We start from the raw sequence: 14,942 nt of genomic DNA on the forward strand, positions 1-14,942 counted from the left end.
TGGGGAGTATTCGTCGATGGCCGCCGCAGATGAATTGGAAGTGGCTCATTGCGACTTTCTTCATCGTATTGACGATAGCGGTGGCAGCCAGTTGGAGATCTGGAACGTGTGAAGATACGGCTTCCACTATTGAAGTAAATGACTGCACTTCGCAAGCAATGTTCGGGATTCCGGTGATAATAATTGCCCTACTCGGGATTTCAGTAGCGGCTTACACGGCTTTTCGTGCATTTAAACGCACTTAGGCGGCTTTAGCGCGAACTTGCCTCATCTTGCAACATGTAGCGATCAAAGCCTGAAGACCATCAGCTTGTCGTGCGGCAACAACACATTTAGTCGATACTAGGACTAAGCGGGCTCTCCCTTTCCGCTCTTGCGCAAGCGACACGAATGTAACTAAGGCGTGGGGGCACTCACTCTCTGGATCTTTTCGCCATTCCGATGGAATTCACTTTACGATCTTGAAAACACGGATAGGCGCTGATGCAGGCTGGTCTACTTAGTCTAGATTCCTGAAACGAAGCGCTTTGCCAAAGGGGATCTGTCTCTCATTTGCCATCACGTGACAGTTTCGTAGCCCCGTCAAACTCGTCATCCATTGCCTTATCGAGCGCGCACAAGATCATGTCCATCTCTTCGTCGTCCTCGGCGCCGTAGACGAGGAGATCGCTGGGATCATAGCGGCTGTTCATGCGGAAAGAATAGCATTTTCGGATTGCCATATTCGCCGATGATTGTTCATACGGTACGCCGTCCGCCTGTAGAAATTGCGCATCATTATTACCAAGTGCCATCACACAGCCAGCACCACGCTTCGTATGCTCCCGCATTTCCTCACCCCCGCCAACCCGCGAGCTCGTGGTTTCGCAGCGACTTCGTCCCAGGCAGCGTGAGTTCGTGGTTGGGAACCACGAACTCACGGGTTAAACCACGAACTCGCGATGGAAGACAGTTGGCAGCACATGTATGGAGCTAGCAAGGTGTCTGACCGTTAGGGCAAAAGCCGACGGATCACAGCATCGGCATCACGACCCACGCCGCGCAACGTTGCGGAGGCGTGCGAACGCTGGTGTTCCAACCCGACGAAACCCATCCCTGGCATCGTCGTAGACACTCCACCTCGGTGAAGGACTTTGCCCACGGCATCAACGGCTGGTGTCCCGTCAAGGAACGGCACATGTGGTCTGTACCCGGTGGCGAAAAGCAGCACATCAACGCTGCGCCGGTGCCCATCAGCGCCTATGAGGTCTTCGCCTTCGATGCGCGTAAACATTGGGTGCCAGGCGACAGTCCCCTGGTCGAAGAACGCGCGGTAGCGACCGTCATCGAGCACAGGAACAGCTTGCGCAAGAAAACGAGCGGCGATGCGAGAACGATCGACGCCACTGTAAGTGAGCCACCAGTGCAGATCACGCCCTGCAAATCGCTGACGCTGCCAGCGGATTGGCTGTCGCGAATATACGGAAACGTCACTAACTGCAGCGAGTTCGGCCGCGATCTGGATTGCTGAGTTCCCCGCCCCCACAACCGCAACCCGGGTACCTGCGAAAGTTTGTGGGGTGCGGTATTGCGCAGCATGGAGGACTTGCCCTGTGAATGATTCGACCCCATGCAGGCTCGGTATATGAGGGTTGGTAAAACTTCCGCTAGCTACGATCACTCGCCGGGCTTGGATTTCGTGCTCAGCGGTTGCGGCAATCAGCTCACTGTCAGCGCTCGTTATGGACACGACGCGATGCCCGTACCGGATGTCTGTGGCAAGTCGGTCAGTGTATTCGGTGAGGTAATCCACGACCTCATCTCGATGTGGGTAGCGTTCAGGGTTTCCTGGGAAAGGTAGACCCGGTAGCGCGGAGAACCGCGCGGGAGAAAACAGTGTGAGTGAGTCGTAGTAGTGGGGCCACGATCCGCCTGGTTTTGGGGAAGAGTCAATGACTACGTGGTCTATGCCTCGGTTTTTGAGGTGGTGGGCGGTGGCGAGCCCGGATTGGCCGGCACCGATAACCAGGGTGTCTGTTGTTGTGTTGTGCATTGCCACATCGTATCGTTATTTCCCGAAATGACGAATACTGACTAGAGTAGATGGTATGAGTGACCCATTGTTTCCGGCAGAAACTCAGTCCTTCCTCAAAGCGTTGGCGAGCGAAACGAGGCAGCACATTGTGCAAGAACTCGCCACCGGCAACACGCTCACTGTTGGCGACATCGCCAAACGATGCGGCATCGGATTCTCCACAGCATCCGAACAACTAGCAATCCTCAAACAAGGCGGCCTCGTCACCTCCACCCGCCACGGTAAACAGGTGCTCTACCAAGCCGACCCAACATCAATCGGCGCCCACCTGAAAACACTCAGCGCCTATCTCTCAGCATGCTGCCCACCTACAACCGACACGGCTGACTAACTAAACGCTCGGAGATAATTACCAAAATCCCAGCACAGCCATGCATTGAGCTCGTGGTTGAGCAGTGTGATGTCTGCCGTAAATGTTGCAGGCTCACCGCGCATCACTAAGGCTTAAAGCACCCTTGCTCACCAGCCCCGAGAGCGCGCGATGATCACTTTTGAGAACGTCAATAAAACTTACCCAAACGGCACCACCGCTGCCCTTGATGTGTCCTTCACGGTGCCTGCGGGTTCTACTGTGGCGCTATTGGGGCCATCTGGTGCGGGGAAAACCACCCTGTTGCGCATGGTGAACCGTTTGGTTGACCCCGATTCGGGGCGTATCACGGTGGGTGACCGCGATATTTCACAGATCAACCCGGTGACGTTGCGCCGCTCCATTGGGTACGTGCTCCAGGAGGGTGGGCTCCTTCCACACAAGCGGGTCTTAGATAACGTGGCGTTGGTTGCTCGCCTTAATGGCGCGTCGAAGGCCGATGCACGGGAACGGGCTCAGCGCATGCTTACGTTGGTGGGGTTGGATGCTGAGTTGGGGTCGCGTTTTCCCCACCAGTTGTCTGGTGGTCAGCAGCAACGTGTTGGGGTGGCCCGGGCATTGGTGGGTGAAGCTGATGTGATGTTGATGGATGAGCCGTTTGGCGCGGTGGACCCGATGATTCGCCGGGAATTACAGGCGCAAACGCGTAGGTTGCAGAGCGAACTTGGTAAAACGGTGCTGCTGGTGACTCACGATGTTGATGAGGCGTTTTCCCTGGCTGATCAGATTGTGGTGTTGCGTACTGGTGGCAGTGTGGCCCAGTACGCAACCCCCGAGGAACTCCTTACCAACCCGGCTGACGATTTTGTGGCTGATTTGCTGGGCTTGAGTGATGGTGCCCGTGACTTGCATGTGGTGGACCGTGGTGGGCGCGCCTTGGTGACGGATGGGTCTGGCCGGTTTATTGGGCGGGTTCGCGCGTGAAGTGGCTGTCACAGAACTGGCCGATGGTGATTGATTTGACGCTTGATCACCTGTGGATGACAGTTCAAATCACGGTGCTCACTGTCTTATTCGCGGTGCCACTTGCGCGTTTATCCATGACAAACCGCTGGCTGCGGGCGGTTGCAGTGGTGTTTACCAACTCGTTGTACGCGGTTCCGTCGTTGGCGTTGTTCATGATGGTCCCCGTGCTGGTGGGAGTCCCTTTGCGGTCCACCACGAACGTGGTGATCGTGTTGACACTGTACGGTGTTGCGGTGATTTGGCGGTCCACTTTGGATGCGTTTGATACGTTGCCGCCGCGGATTCTCGATGCGTCTGACGCTATGGGCGTTACGCGGTGGCGCCGGTTTTGGTCAGTGGAGTTGCCGTTGGCCTCTCCGGTGCTTGTGTCAGCGTTGCGTGTTGTTCTTGCCTCAACGATCAGCTTGATTACGGTGGGTGCTGTCATTGGGGTGCCGAGCCTTGGTTTGTTGTTTACTGACGGTTTTCAACGGGGTATCACCGCTGAGGTAATCACCGGCATTGTTGTGGTGGTGGCGTTGGGTTGGTTGTTGGACCGGCTTGTTGCGGTGGCGGGTGCGGCGGCTATGCCGTGGCGCGCCACTACTCCTCGGCGGTCGCGGCGCCTTGCCCGCCGCGTGCAGGCACAGTCGTTAAGGGGGACTGATGGATCTGCTGCGTGAAGCGTTGGTGTGGTTGGCTGATGGTGGTAATTGGGCTGGCCCCACTGGGATCACTGCACGCCTTGGTGAGCACTTGATGGTGACCGCGATTGTGGTGGCGCTTGCGTGCCTTTTGGCGATGCCTATTGGGGTGTGGGCTGGGCATCGTGGGCGCGGTGGTGACTTGATTGTGGGCATTGCGGGCGCGGCACGTGCGTTGCCGACACTGGGTTTGTTGACGCTTGCGGCGTTGGCGTTGGGCATCGGTTTGGTTGCGCCGGTTGTGGCGCTGGTGGTGTTGGCTATTCCTCCTGTGTTGAATGCCGCGTATTCGGGGATCGCGACCGTTCAACCGTCGGTGACGGGGGCGGCGCGCGCAGTGGGTATGTCTTCTCGCCAGGTGTTAGCGCAGGTTCAGTTGCCGTTGGCGACCCCTGTGCTGCTTGGTGGGGTGCGCTCGGCAACATTGCAGGTCATTGCGACGGCTACGTTGGCGGCTTATACGTCGAACACCGGTTTAGGCCGGTACATTTTTGCGGGTTTAAAGGCGAACGATTACCCGCTATTGATCGCAGGGTCGCTGCTTGTTGTGGTGGTGGCCCTGGTGGTGGATGCGCTTTTCGCGGTTGCTCAGAGATTTTCTGTGCGCCACCGATGACAACGTGACTTAAGGAGATTGACTGTGAAACAACGCATGACTTTTGGTGCGGTGGCCGCTGTGGCGACACTGACGCTCGCAGCGTGTGGCAGTAGCGACACCATTGATGCTGACCCTTCGGCTGACAACACTGCAGGTACTGGTGGTGGTAGTGAGGAGTTGGTGATTGGGTCGCAGGATTACTATTCCTCAGAGATCATTGCGGAAATTTACGCTCAAGCGCTGGAAGCTGAGGATTACTCGGTGCAGCGCGAGTACCGCATCGGGCAGCGTGAGATTTATGTGGGTGAGATTGAGGACGGGTCCATTGACTTGTTCCCTGAGTACACTGGCCCGTTGTTGCAGTTCTGGGAGCCTGACACTGAGGCTCGGTTGATGGATGATGTGTACGATGCGTTGGTTACGGCGGCACCACAGGGCGTGAGCATTTTGGATCAGTCGCCTGCCACTGACCAGGATTCTTATGTCGTCACGCAGGAGTTCGCTGATGAGTATGACCTGACGACCATTGCAGATTTGGCGAATGTCACGCAGGACATCACCCTGGGGGCTAACTCTGAGCTTGAGTCTCGTCCTAATGGTCCCGATGGGCTCAAGGAGTACTACGGCGTTGACGTGGGTTTCACACCCATTGAAGACGGCGGTGGCCCTTTGACGGTTAAGGCGCTGCAAGACGGGGACATCCAACTTGCCGTGATTTACACCGCGGACCCTTCCATTGACACAAATAACCTGGTGACGTTGGAGGACCCTGAGGGGTTGTTCCTCGCATCGCACGTGGTTCCTGTGGCGTCAGAGCGCGTTGATGCCGATGCGCAAGCGATTATCAACAGCATTTCAGCGGCGATGACCCCTGAAATTTTGCGGGAACTCAATGCGCGTTCAGTGACTGATCAGTCCCCTGCTGCCACTATCGCGGCGGATTGGCTCGCGGACACAGGCATGGTGAGTTGATCCCTTTATCCGGGTAGAAAAGCATCTTCCCATCGGGTGAACGCGTGATGTACTGTTGATGAATCTGGGAAGTGTGGTCAGTGACTGCACTCGTTCAAGGGCCCGTCTGGTTGAGCAGACGGGCCCTTGTGCGTTCTCTGTCAACCCCTCGCATCACCCGTTGGCTCCGTTTAATATTCTGACAAAAACTACTGCCGAGGGGTCTCATGGCGTTGGCTGTCATTGCTGTTGTTGCTGGGTTGGCGCTCTTGGTGTGGAGTGCTGAACGCTTTGTTGAAGGGGCCGCAGCCACAGCTAAACACGTGAATGTGCCGTCTCTGCTTATTGGGATGGTGATTGTTGGTTTTGGCACCTCCGCTCCAGAAATTGTGGTGTCAGCGTTTGCAGCGGCCGGGGGTAACCCTGGGCTTGCTTTAGGTAACGCTTTTGGTTCAAACATCACGAACATCGCCCTCATTTTGGGTATCACCGCTCTGATCAGTCCCATTGCGGTGCGCTCTAAGGTGTTGCGTAGTGAACTGCCCCTGTTGGTGGGGGTAACAGCTCTTGCTGCCTGGTTGCTTCGTGATGGCGAGTTGAGTACTCGTGACGCAGTGGTGCTGCTTGTTGCCTTTGCCGCTGTCATGGCGTGGTCGATTTGGCGTGGGTTGCGTAAGGGGGAGGATTCGTTGGGTAGCACCACCGATGCTGACCTGGTTTCGCACCCGATGCCCCTGAAACGTTCTGTCATGTGGCTGATTGTGGGGCTGTTGCTGCTGGTGGTGAGTTCGCGTGCTTTGGTGTGGGGCGCAGTAGAGATCGCCCAAGCCGCAGGGTTGAGCGATCTCTTCATCGGGTTGACGATTGTTGCGTTGGGGACGTCTCTACCAGAACTTGCGTCTTCGGTCATTGCTGCGCGTAAAGGTGAGCATGAGATCGCTTTGGGTAACGTGCTGGGGTCAAACCTGTTTAATACACTCGCCGTGGTGGGTATTGCTGGGGCCATTCGCCCTATTACCGCCGACCCGGAGGTGTTGAGCCGCGACCTGCCGGTGATGGCTGCGTTGACGCTGTCCCTCTTTGTTGTGGGTTATGGGTTCCGCCGCGGTAGGGGTGGGCGGATCAACCGTTTCGAGGGAGGCTTGCTTGTTGTCGCGTACCTCGTTTACATGACTTACTTGGTTGCCACTGCGTTTGGCTGAGGCGCTGGTGTTGCTGCTGGCTTCGGTAGGGCACGCATGTCGCGGAGTGCTTGTTTGGTGATGGTGTCGAGCCAGCGCTTGCGCCCTTGGTCTGTGGAGGTGCGCACGGGAGTGAGCCGTGTGATGCCGGTGACACGGATTCCCACGTAGCGGAAGATCGCTATTTTCAGTGACGTTTCTGCTGCGTTGCGGTACATGATGCGGTTCCACCAGCGTGGGGAATCCATCGTCATGACGATGCGCGCGGTACGCCCCTTCAGCAGCGCCTGTGGGATGGTTTTGTCGTGGAGGAACGCAACCCCGGAGAGAAATGTCAGGTCGAAGAAGCCTTTGAGAACTCCGGGGTAGGTGCCCCACCACTGGGGGAAGAACACCACAATGTGACGGGCCGTTTGCACGGAGTCGATCCATTGTTGTTGCTGTTCAGTCAGGTGAGAGGTTTCTCCGCCTTGGGCTCGTAGGTGTTGCAGTTCGGGGTGGAGCTCGGGTGTTTGGTGGGCTAGGTCAATGACGTCGATGTCGCGCTCTTGATGGCCGTTGTCGCGCAGCGTTTGTATATACCGCTGGGCCAGGCTGTGGTTGAGTGAGCCTTCGCGTGGGTGTCCGATGATGACGAGGATTCTGCCCGCCTCTGGGGTGCGGGGAGCTGGCATTGTCATGGGGTGGTCCTTTCGGTGGCTATTTTGGTTTCCAACGTGGAAATCATGGTGGCGAGGTCTGCGTGGAGTGCGCCGATGTTGATTCCGGTTTCTGCGAGCAGGTCGCGGAACATGCCGTCTAGTTGTGGGGCTGCTTCTTCGACGATGCGCCGCCCTTGGTCGGTGAGGGTGATGACGACCCGACGGGCATGGTGCGGGTCTGCTGCAGTGCTGAGGTAGCCTGCCGCTGCGAGCGCAGGGAGGCGTTTTGATACTGCCGCTTTGGATACCCCGAGGCAGTGCGCTAGGCCGGTGACGTCTGTGGGTTCTTCGTCGAAAAGTACGGCGATGGCGTGGTACTGGTTGAAGGTGATGTTGAAGCGGTTTCGCAGCCAGGCATCGGCGTATTCGTCGATCACGGTGACGAGGTGGTGCAGTGCCACGGTGATGTGTTGTTGGTAGGGCTGTATGGGGGGTGAGGTATCCACACGATGATGTTAACCTGTTAACAACCTAGGTTGTCAACCTGTTAACACTTTTCTTTGTGCCACCCAATCGTGCCGCGATCTCACCCCCTGGGATTCTCGCCCACGAATTTTCCCCAGCCCACAGGCCACGGGGACTACAGTCCCCTGCGAACCTGCGACAACCGGGATACAAAGAGAGCAACCCAACCGCAAACAACGAGGGAGCGAGCACGTGCGCATAGGTGTACCCCGTGAAGTGTCGCCCGACCAGCGGCTCATCGCCGCCACCCCCCAAACCGTCCAACAACTGATCACGCTGGGCTACGACGTCGTCGTCGAAACAGGAGCAGGCCTGGGAGCAAACATTCCCGACTCCAGTTTCCTTGACGTCGGCGCAACAGTAACCGAGGCCGCCGAAACCTGGGGCTCGGACATCGTCATCACCGTCGACCAACCCGACGCCACCCACCGCGCGCTCCTGCGCGACGGCGCCACCCTGATCACCCGCATGCAACCCGACGACGAACCTGACGTCGTTGCAGAACTACAAACACGGAACAACACAGCACTAAACCTGCTCTCCGTTCCCCGCATCTCCCGCGCCCAAGCGCTCGACGTCCTATCTACCATGTCCAACGTGTCGGGTTACCGTGGCATCATTGAGGCCGCCGAAGAATACCCCGGCATGTTCGCAGGCCAAGTCACCGCCGCTGGGTCCACGAAACCTGCCCGCGTTTTTGTTATCGGTGCAGGTGTAGCTGGTCTAGCCGCACTTGGCGCAGCTGGAAGCCTCGGCGCTGACGTACACGCCTACGATGTTCGGGCAGACGCCGCCGAACAAATCGAATCCATGGGTGCTACTTTTGTGCGCGTTGAAGCTGCCGCACAAGAATCAGCTGATGGTTACGCCAAAGAACTCTCCGATGACCAGGCCGCTGCCACCGCGAAGGTTTACGCTGAGCAATCTGCCCTCGCAGACATCGTCGTCACAACCGCGTTGATCCGCGGAAAAGCGCCCATCACCATCACCGCTGACATGGTCGCAGCAATGCGCCCCGGATCGGTCATTGTTGACCTGGCCGCGCAAGGCGGCGGGAACTGTGAACTCACCGTTCCCGGCACCAAAGTGGTCACCGACAACGGCGTAACCATCATCGGTTACACCGACCTACCCGGCCGGATGCCCAAGCACACGTCCCAGCTCTACGGCACGAACATCGTCAATTTGTTCAAACTGCTCACGCCGGGGAAAGATGGCGCGACCGTTCTCAACCTTGACGACGTCATCCTGCGCGGAATCACCGTCACCCACGGCGGTGACATTTACTGGCCACCACCGCCCATCCAGGTCTCTGCCGCACCCGCCCCACCCGCCGATGCGACTGCCGCAGGCGCATCCGCCAGCGACCCCGCAGCCGCTAGCGCCGACAACGCAGCAGCCCTGACACCACGCCCCGGGTTGCCGAAGAAAACCAAAAACCTCATCGGTATTTTGGCGGGGGCAGCCATCCTCATTGGCGCAATCACCGTCTCCCCCGTCGCGTTCGCTGGGCACATGACCGTGTTTGTGCTCGCAGTTATTGTCGGGTTCTACGTGATCTTGGGAGTCACCCACTCCCTACACACCCCGCTCATGGCGCAAACCAACGCGATTTCCGGAATCATCCTCGTGGGTTCGCTCCTCCAAATCGGTAGCGACAACATTGTCATCACCGTCATCGCGATGATTGCCGCCGCGGTGGCATCCATCAACATCTTCGGTGGATTCCACGTCGCGTCCCGGATGCTCGCCATGTTCCAGAAGGAGTCCTGACCGTGGAGACACTCACACAGTTCGTCGCCGGGACCTACGTCGTTGCCGGAATCTGCTTCATTGGGTCACTCGCTGGCCTCGCCCGCCAAGAAACAGCACGCGCTGGGAACCTTGCCGGCAAAGTTGGTATGACCCTGGCACTGGCTGCCACCGTGGTACTTGCTCTCATCCAATCGCAACGCCCACCCCTGGTCACAGCGCTCCTCATTGCGTTGGCACTGGGAACAGGTGCCGTCATTGGTTTAACCCGGGCACGCAAAGTTGAGATGACTCAGATGCCTGAGATGATCGCAATTTTGCACTCCTTTGTGGGTCTCGCCGCGGTTTTGGTGGGGTTCAACTCCTACCTCGCAGACACCACCCACGACCCGGTACACATGGTGGAAGTATTCCTCGGTGTGTTCATCGGTGCGATCACCTTCACCGGGTCAGTAGTTGCCTACCTCAAACTCTCCGCCAAGGTGAAATCATCACCGGTGCTGCTTCCAGGGCGCCACCTACTCAACCTCATCGCCATCATTGCCTCACTGGGGCTCATGGTGTGGTTCATGGCCGCGCCAAGCATCTGGCCGCTCCTCATCATGACCGCCATCGCACTATTCGTTGGGTGGCACATGGTGGTCGCCATCGGCGGCGGAGACATGCCCGTCGTTGTGTCGATGCTGAACTCCTACTCCGGGTGGGCAGCAGCAGCAGCCGGATTCATGCTCTCCAACGACCTACTCATCATTACCGGTGCACTCGTGGGTTCATCCGGTGCGATTTTGTCGTACATCATGTGCAAAGCAATGAACCGCAAATTCCTGTCCGTGATCGCTGGCGGATTTGGTGACACCAGCGGCGGTGGAACAGGTGCAGTTGTCGAAGGCGAACACCAAGAAGTAACTGCCCCCGATGCCGCTCAACTCCTCAAAGAAGCCAAACGCGTCATCATCACCCCTGGGTACGGCATGGCCGTAGCCCGCGCCCAATACCCGGTCGCTGAGCTCACCTCCAAACTACGTGCCCAAGGCATCGACGTGCGGTTTGGTGTGCACCCAGTCGCAGGGCGCCTACCCGGCCACATGAACGTGCTCCTCGCTGAAGCGAAAGTTCCCTACGACATCGTCGAAGAACTTGAAGAAGTCAACGACCGCATGGACAACACCGATGTTGTGCTCGTTATTGGCGCCAACGACACGGTGAACCCTGCCGCCCAAGACGACCCCACCTCACCTATTGCAGGAATGCCTGTCATTGAAGTGTGGCGGGCAAAACACGTCATCGTGTTCAAACGGTCCATGGCTGTGGGGTACGCCGGAGTGCAAAACCCACTGTTCTTCAAAGAGAACACCTCCATGCTGTTTGGAGATGCCAAAGAACGCGTGGAAGACATTGTCAAAGCCCTGTAAAAACGGCACACCCGGCACACAATAGGCAGACAACAAAGAAGCGCCTGGAAACCCATTCCCAAGGGGTTCCAGGCGCTTCACCATGTCGTAGATTCCCACCCACGTGCATGGCTCAGAGCACTCGGCTCTGCTTCCATTATCTCGTCACAGTTCAGCAAACGCATAAGTCTGCGCTGAGAGTTCACACACAATCCCAGCAAACTCTGAAACGTTTCACACCCTCGCTAACCAGCACAAACGCATATACCGTAAACCCATGCGTGACACCACACACCCGGTACCCCCGCAACGTTTCCCTGCCATCACCGCACTGGTGGGCGCTTGTGCCGTTCTCTTTGCCGTTGGAGGTTGCAGCACTACCCCAAGCGGCCCACAAGCAGCAGAAACACAATTGACCACACCAGGGTCAGCGCTCTCCGCTGACCCACTAGACATCCACATTCTGGGGTCAGCAGCTCAAGTCACCGTTCTGCCGCTACCCGCAGAAGAACCCGCGAACACTGGTGACGTTGAACAAGACGCAGATGCACGCGACGGCGGGGCGTCCGAAGAACCCGTCATGATTAAGGTGACCTCAGATAACGACCGGGCCGCGCTGCCCTTGGTCACCCAACCTAGCGCACAACGCTACGAGGTGCGCAGCGACCTCGGTGACGAAGCCGGATCGTCCCACATCACCGTCCTCTTGCACGCAGACGCGACATGGAATGTCAGCCTCGACGCCCCCGTGGACACATTCACCGCTGACTTTGCGACCCTAAACGTTGATGAACTTCACCTCAGCGAATCAGTCGCCACAGCGACAGTCACCACTCCACACGAGCGCGACATCAACATCGAACAATCAGGGGGCGCAGGCCAGGTGACGGTCATAGCGCCCGCAGGCGCCACACCCAACGTGATATTCAACGTGGGCTACGGGCAGGCCGACATTGACGGAACCACGTTTACCAGTGGCGAAGAAATATCCCTACCAACCAGTGAGGCTGACGGGTCACCACAGATCACCGTCAGCCACACCGCAGGGATAGGTCAGTTCACTCTCCAGCGACGCTGATGCGACGCGGGCCAGTCTGCCAAGCAGTCCATGCTGAGGTCAAAATCTCCTCAAGGCCATTTTGTGCAGTCCACCCGAGGGTTTCATTGATCCGGGCAGGGGAACCAACCAGGTGTGGCGGGTCGCCCGCGCGGCGTTCAAAGAGTTCAGGTTCAATAGCCAACCCTGATACGCGGGCCAAACCATCCAACACTTCACGCACCGAGGAACCGGTACCCGTACCGACGTTAAACACGTCGTAGGGGCGCTCATCCTTAGCAAGGTAAGTCAAGGTGTCGATGTGCGCCTGAGCGAGATCAAGAACGTGAATGTAATCGCGTACGCAGGTGCCATCTGGGGTGTCATAGTCATTACCAAAAATGAGCGGTTGCTTGCCGTTAGCAATCCGGTCAAGAACCATAGGTACAAGGTTCAAAACGGCCGGGTCACCAAGGTCATCCCACCCGGAGCCCGCAACGTTGAAGTAGCGAAGAGCTGCGAACCGCAAACCCCACGCCTTACCCGCCGCACGGCCCATCCACTCACCAACAAGCTTTGTTTCACCGTAGGGGTTGATGGGGCGAGGGTCTGCTGTTTCTTCAACAATGGCCGTTGGGGGCATGCCATACGTTGCCGCAGAAGAAGAGAACACCAAGTCACGAACCTGTGCGCGCTCCATAGCGGTAATGACGTTAGCCATCCCGCCAATATTTTGGTGGTAGTAGTACGCAGGGCGAGCCACAGACTCACCCACTTGCTTTTGTGCTGCAAAGTGAATCACTGCTGTCACGGAGTGCTCACGCATCGCATCAACCATGAGGTCTACTGCGCGGTCTTCTGCGATATCGACCTCAATGATGGGGGCACCGCCAACACGATCACGCTGGCCCGTGCTGAGGTTATCCACCACCACGACCTGGTCGCCCTGCTGCTGTAGCAGCCGAACAACGTGTGCACCGATATAGCCTGCTCCACCTGTCACAAGAATCGTCATACCCCCAGCCTACCTGTGACATCAGTGTCGATGCGCGCCTAGAGTCCCAGGTGAGATAACCCCCCTGATACGTGGTTGCGTGCAGGGCTGAAGCCTGCGGGCAACTCGGCGGCAACTGGACGCTCGGTTGAGCTGTTGAGCTGTTGAGCTTTTGGTAGACCGTGCGCTGCTACGCCCACCCGAGTTCGTGGAGGCGTTCATCGGTGAGCCCGAAAAAATGTCCCACCTCATGAAGCACTGTGATACGCACCTCGTCTATGACGTGCGCCTCATCGCGGCACAGTTTTAGGAGGGGATTTCGGTAGATCGTGATGGTGTCTGGCAACGTTCCCATCCCCCAATCGGAGCCCCGTTCAGTGAGGGGAACCCCCTCATACAGGCCCAGTAAATCTGGTGTTTCTGCAGGTGGGAAGGGTTCAATGAGAACAACGACGTTGTCGATGAGGCTCGCGAGTTCCGCGGGAATGAGGTCGAGCGCCTCACCAACCGCAATCTCAAAATCTGCTTCACTCATCTCCACCATGCGCCCATCGTGACACACCACCACCACAAGGCGCCGCAATCGTTTTGCCAAAACGCCCTTCCAACCCATATGCTTTTTCAGCAACGTTGATTTGCCCGCTACGGGCAAGAAACGGTTCAAGGCCCCCATCGTCTAGCGGCCTAGGACGCCGCCCTTTCACGGCGGTAGCACGGGTTCGAATCCCGTTGGGGGTACCACTCGGTTCACGCAGGAATGCTGATCGGGGTCCAGTTCGCTGGACAGTAAGGCCCTGTAGCGCAGTTGGTTAGCGCGCCGCCCTGTCACGGCGGAGGTCGCGGGTTCAAGTCCCGTCAGGGTCGCTCTTATGCAGAGTGATCGCGTAAGGAAAATTGCAAGGCCCTGTAGCGCAGTTGGTTAGCGCGCCGCCCTGTCACGGCGGAGGTCGCGGGTTCAAGTCCCGTCAGGGTCGCGGTAGTTAACACAACTCCATATGGCTCTGTAGCTCAGTTGGTAGAGCGTTCGACTGAAAATCGAAAGGTCACCGGATCGATGCCGGTCGGAGCCACAATAAGAAGAACCGCGAGAAATCGCGGTTCTTCTTCATTTCCCGGCAAAGTCAAAACCCCGAAAAACCCGCTAGTGTACCCAAAGCGCGCCCAGATCATTGCAGACCACGTCCAGACCAAACTGAAGCCCCGCCCCTCGAAAATGAGGAGAGGGGCTTTTTTGCGTTCTCAGAGCTACTGTGCGCTCACTGTCCCTCTGAAGGTGTCGCCGTCAAGATAGATAGAGCATGTCCACTCATTGCGGATCATGGCACCAAAAGAGTTTTCCGAGTCGACCGCGCCGGTCACTTCCCACTTCAGTATTCCAGCGCTCTTCACGACTTGGTCGGAGTATTTCGCAGTCGACGGGGCTTTGAGTTTTTTGTCGACCCATTGCTCACACATGCTTGTGACTTCCCAGTCGCTGACTTCATCGTCTGCGCTGTCATCGTCTCCGAGGGACCCAAAGAAAGCCATTGCACCTATGACGGCGATTGGCCACACTACCCATTTCCACATACCACTAGGCTTCTCGCCTTCAGTAGGTTTTGGGCTGGTGGGCGTGGCTTCTCCCGCTTGAAGTTTTTCCTTCTCGCGCTTGAATTCTTCCAGTGTGATTGCCCCCGACTGATAGAGAGCAATGAGAGCCGAGAGCTTGTCAGGCGGTTCCTTTTGGTCGCTCATACCGCTTTGCCTTTCATCGATTGATGCCAGATTTTTAGTATCTTCT

At 57.5% G+C, this 14,942-nt stretch carries 16 protein-coding genes and 4 tRNA genes; 13 read left to right on the plus strand and 7 right to left on the minus strand.

Features of this window, described 5'->3' with window-relative positions; all coding sequences use genetic code 11:
* Positions 1–548 precede the first annotated feature (548 nt).
* Entirely contained in the window at positions 549–692 is a 144-nt protein-coding gene (locus G538_RS18055) for a hypothetical protein (RefSeq protein ID WP_157544458.1), read from the minus strand.
* A 299-nt stretch (positions 693–991) separates the two neighbouring features.
* Positions 992–2,032, minus strand: a complete 1,041-nt coding sequence (locus G538_RS0111310; protein ID WP_035834244.1) for a flavin-containing monooxygenase — start codon at positions 2,030–2,032, stop codon at positions 992–994.
* Positions 2,033–2,087: 55 nt separating this feature from the next.
* On the opposite strand from G538_RS0111310, the gene G538_RS0111315 reads away from it, so the two are divergent.
* From G538_RS0111315 to G538_RS0111340, 6 genes are all read left to right on the plus strand, one after another.
* Positions 2,088–2,405, plus strand: coding sequence for an ArsR/SmtB family transcription factor (locus tag G538_RS0111315; protein WP_029069405.1), 318 nt, complete (start codon positions 2,088–2,090; stop codon positions 2,403–2,405).
* A gap of 150 nt (positions 2,406–2,555) precedes the next feature.
* Positions 2,556–3,368, plus strand: coding sequence for an ABC transporter ATP-binding protein (locus tag G538_RS0111320; RefSeq protein ID WP_029069406.1), 813 nt, complete (start codon positions 2,556–2,558; stop codon positions 3,366–3,368).
* A gap of 23 nt (positions 3,369–3,391) precedes the next feature.
* Positions 3,392–4,072 (plus strand): ABC transporter permease, encoded by a 681-nt coding sequence (locus G538_RS16450; RefSeq protein WP_245566856.1) that lies wholly within the window; start codon positions 3,392–3,394, stop codon positions 4,070–4,072.
* The gene (locus G538_RS16455; protein ID WP_035834245.1) at positions 4,056–4,709 is read left to right on the plus strand and encodes an ABC transporter permease; all 654 of its coding nucleotides are present in this window, start codon (positions 4,056–4,058) and stop codon (positions 4,707–4,709) included. The genes G538_RS16450 and G538_RS16455 overlap by 17 nt, the downstream gene beginning before the upstream one ends.
* 36 nt (positions 4,710–4,745) lie before the next feature.
* Positions 4,746–5,663 (plus strand): ABC transporter substrate-binding protein, encoded by a 918-nt coding sequence (locus tag G538_RS0111335; RefSeq protein ID WP_157544486.1) that lies wholly within the window; start codon positions 4,746–4,748, stop codon positions 5,661–5,663.
* A 206-nt stretch (positions 5,664–5,869) separates the two neighbouring features.
* Complete coding sequence (locus tag G538_RS0111340) at positions 5,870–6,844, plus strand: calcium/sodium antiporter (RefSeq protein ID WP_029069408.1); 975 nt, start codon at positions 5,870–5,872, stop codon at positions 6,842–6,844.
* Here the strand turns inward: G538_RS0111340 and G538_RS0111345 are convergent.
* Positions 6,817–7,503, minus strand: coding sequence for an NAD(P)H-dependent oxidoreductase (locus tag G538_RS0111345; protein ID WP_051197040.1), 687 nt, complete (start codon positions 7,501–7,503; stop codon positions 6,817–6,819). The two genes, G538_RS0111340 and G538_RS0111345, sit on opposite strands and share 28 nt — an antisense overlap.
* The gene (locus G538_RS16460) at positions 7,500–7,970 is read right to left on the minus strand and encodes a MarR family winged helix-turn-helix transcriptional regulator (RefSeq protein WP_051197042.1); all 471 of its coding nucleotides are present in this window, start codon (positions 7,968–7,970) and stop codon (positions 7,500–7,502) included. The genes G538_RS0111345 and G538_RS16460 overlap by 4 nt, the downstream gene beginning before the upstream one ends.
* A gap of 211 nt (positions 7,971–8,181) precedes the next feature.
* Between G538_RS16460 and G538_RS0111355 the strand changes: the two genes are divergently transcribed.
* The 3 genes from G538_RS0111355 to G538_RS0111365 all read left to right on the plus strand — a co-directional run bounded on the left by G538_RS0111355 (position 8,182) and on the right by G538_RS0111365 (position 12,210).
* On the plus strand, positions 8,182–9,762 hold the full coding sequence (locus tag G538_RS0111355; protein ID WP_029069410.1) for a Re/Si-specific NAD(P)(+) transhydrogenase subunit alpha: 1,581 nt from the start codon (positions 8,182–8,184) through the stop codon (positions 9,760–9,762).
* Between the two features lie 2 nt (positions 9,763–9,764).
* Positions 9,765–11,153 (plus strand): Re/Si-specific NAD(P)(+) transhydrogenase subunit beta, encoded by a 1,389-nt coding sequence (gene pntB, locus G538_RS0111360; protein ID WP_029069411.1) that lies wholly within the window; start codon positions 9,765–9,767, stop codon positions 11,151–11,153.
* 256 nt (positions 11,154–11,409) lie between these two features.
* Positions 11,410–12,210, plus strand: coding sequence for a hypothetical protein (locus tag G538_RS0111365; RefSeq protein ID WP_029069412.1), 801 nt, complete (start codon positions 11,410–11,412; stop codon positions 12,208–12,210).
* Here the strand turns inward: G538_RS0111365 and galE are convergent.
* Together galE and G538_RS0111375 are read right to left on the minus strand one after the other, a co-directional pair.
* Complete coding sequence (gene galE, locus G538_RS0111370; protein ID WP_029069413.1) at positions 12,191–13,183, minus strand: UDP-glucose 4-epimerase GalE; 993 nt, start codon at positions 13,181–13,183, stop codon at positions 12,191–12,193. The genes G538_RS0111365 and galE overlap by 20 nt on opposite strands.
* Before the next feature lie 169 nt (positions 13,184–13,352).
* Positions 13,353–13,706 (minus strand): metallopeptidase family protein, encoded by a 354-nt coding sequence (locus tag G538_RS0111375; RefSeq protein WP_029069414.1) that lies wholly within the window; start codon positions 13,704–13,706, stop codon positions 13,353–13,355.
* Positions 13,707–13,827: 121 nt separating this feature from the next.
* Here G538_RS0111375 and G538_RS0111380 point away from each other — a divergent pair.
* The 4 genes from G538_RS0111380 (at position 13,828) to G538_RS0111395 (ending at position 14,232) form a co-directional block, all read left to right on the plus strand.
* Positions 13,828–13,903 (plus strand) — tRNA-Glu (locus G538_RS0111380).
* 49 nt (positions 13,904–13,952) lie between these two features.
* Positions 13,953–14,026, plus strand: a tRNA-Asp gene (locus G538_RS0111385).
* A gap of 36 nt (positions 14,027–14,062) precedes the next feature.
* Positions 14,063–14,136, plus strand: a tRNA-Asp gene (locus tag G538_RS0111390).
* Positions 14,137–14,159: 23 nt separating this feature from the next.
* Positions 14,160–14,232: transfer RNA gene (locus G538_RS0111395), tRNA-Phe, on the plus strand.
* Between the two features lie 175 nt (positions 14,233–14,407).
* Here the strand turns inward: G538_RS0111395 and G538_RS17490 are convergent.
* Positions 14,408–14,896, minus strand: a complete 489-nt coding sequence (locus G538_RS17490; protein ID WP_157544460.1) for an SHOCT domain-containing protein — start codon at positions 14,894–14,896, stop codon at positions 14,408–14,410.
* Between the last annotated feature and the right edge of the window lie 46 nt (positions 14,897–14,942).

This window comes from Jonesia quinghaiensis DSM 15701 (assembly GCF_000423205.1).
Lineage (GTDB): Bacteria > Actinomycetota > Actinomycetes > Actinomycetales > Cellulomonadaceae > Jonesia > Jonesia quinghaiensis.